Below are 1,867 nucleotides of genomic sequence, written 5' to 3'. Positions count from 1 at the left end.
CGATACATACAACCTCCAATTATAGTAGATACGATTCGTATGGCTTCAATTGAAGAGATTATCGCAATGAAATTGGATGTTGTTCAAAGAGGTGGCAGAAAGAAAGATTTTTGGGATTTACATGAACTCTTCAAAACCTGTGCACTTAATAGAATGATAGAGTTGCACGAACAACGATACCCTTTTAACCATGATAGGCTTTTAATTTTAAAAAATTTTATTGACTTTTCACAATCGGACGATGATTTCGACCCGATTTGTTATTATGGAAAACACTGGGAGTTTATTAAGGATGATATTACAACAAGAATTAGCAATTACACTAAAAATCATTTTAAATAATCTCTATGTTGTCTTAATAATCATAGCAATTTCCCTATAAATCTTCTCATAATTGAATTTTAATTCTTCTACAGTTACATGCTCCCTACCCATAGGCAAAGCTTTCTCTATGTTTTGAAGTTTAAAACGTACTTTTCTATCCTTACCATCAGCGAAAGCTACAAACTCACCTTGTTTCAATCTAAAAAAGGTACTAGCGCGACGTTTAGAAACCTCTCGCTCCCCTTTTGTTACGCGACTCTCCATACTTAGCCCACTGTTTTTGCTGATGCTTCTAGTTGGCACCTTAATCATTTCAAAAAACCGCTCATAATATCTAGCTGTATCTGGGTCGTTAGCTTTTCCAAAAAATTGATAAGATAGATTCGATAATATTGCTTTACTCGCTTTATCGCCATACAGGATATCGTTTTGAATTTTATCTTGCATTACATAAATAGTAGCCACATCAAAACTTCTTAATGTTGCTGGTATACGTGGCATGTTTAAAAGCTTAATTGTTGGAGCCTCCTCCATTAAAACAAAGGATGGTTTTCGATTTCGCACACTCATCTGTTTCACAGCGGTATGCATAATGGTGGCTATTATAGGCGCATAAGCTGATTCGTATTTCGGATTGTTCACCACTGAAATCACAGAGGGGTAATCGGGGTGATTTAAATCTAATGGCACTTGGTCTTCTGATAGCACCATAAATATGTTTTGAGAACTTATCTTTTTGAATGCATTAGACAAGGTACTCTTTACTCCTGCCGTTTGTTTTTCAGATTCAATACCATTAATAAATGCACTTGCCATACTTTTCGCTGTTAGGTTTGAGCTTAAAAAGGCAATTAATCGTTTGGTAGGTAAACTTTGAAATAAAGCAATGATGTGCGGTAACGTACATCGTTTAGGGTAGTCCGTTTTCATTTTCCATATCATGCCAGCTAAAAGCCCTTCAACCGCATCACTGAAAAATCGTGAAGTAGCATTTGTCTCCCCATGAACTTCCAGTAGATTTTCTATGAGTACCCGAGATAACTCATTGACACTTTCTTCATTTGGTAGATATCGTGGTGCAATTGGATTTACCTTACTGTTTATGCAATCAAATGAAACCGTATAAAAACTTAAACCATGTTGAGTCTTAAAAAGCGGATATGCTATTTCGGTTAACTCAAAATGTTTATAATCATGAATGATACCACAAAATTGCTGTTCACTAAAATGTTGCATGAGGTTATAAACGACACTTTCTGTTTTTCCGCTTCCGGCAGAACCAATTAAGGAAACACCACGTTTGATATTATCAATTTTAAACCTACCACTATTTAATTTAAAACGCACTTGATACCTTTTATTTGAGTTCTTGAAACCGGATCGAAATACACCACTCCATACTAATAAAAGGATTACTAAGCCTGGTATTGCGATATATAAAATGATATGTGCTAATGTATTTATCATATAGAAATTGATCCAGACTCTAAACCTTTGACCACTCCTTGTTTTATTTTATTTATTGCTTTTAAAACTAACTGCG

2 protein-coding genes are annotated in these 1,867 nt (G+C 34.9%); one reads left to right on the top strand and one right to left on the bottom strand.

All coding sequences use genetic code 11. The features are described from left to right. Positions 1–342 (top strand): nucleotidyl transferase AbiEii/AbiGii toxin family protein (locus tag Q4566_RS16970; RefSeq protein WP_303423766.1); only part of this gene is annotated, 342 nt, incomplete at its 5' end. Between the two features lie 3 nt (positions 343–345). Here Q4566_RS16970 and Q4566_RS16965 read toward each other — a convergent pair. Further along, positions 346–1,791 (bottom strand): type IV secretory system conjugative DNA transfer family protein, encoded by a 1,446-nt coding sequence (locus Q4566_RS16965; protein ID WP_303423763.1) that lies wholly within the window; start codon positions 1,789–1,791, stop codon positions 346–348. Between the last annotated feature and the right edge of the window lie 76 nt (positions 1,792–1,867).

It is taken from the genome of Tamlana sp. 2_MG-2023 (assembly GCF_030548465.1).
Classification (GTDB): Bacteria; Bacteroidota; Bacteroidia; order Flavobacteriales; family Flavobacteriaceae; genus Pseudotamlana.
The sequence above is the reverse complement of the archived record's forward strand: the minus strand, read 5'-3'. Positions and strand labels throughout refer to the sequence as shown.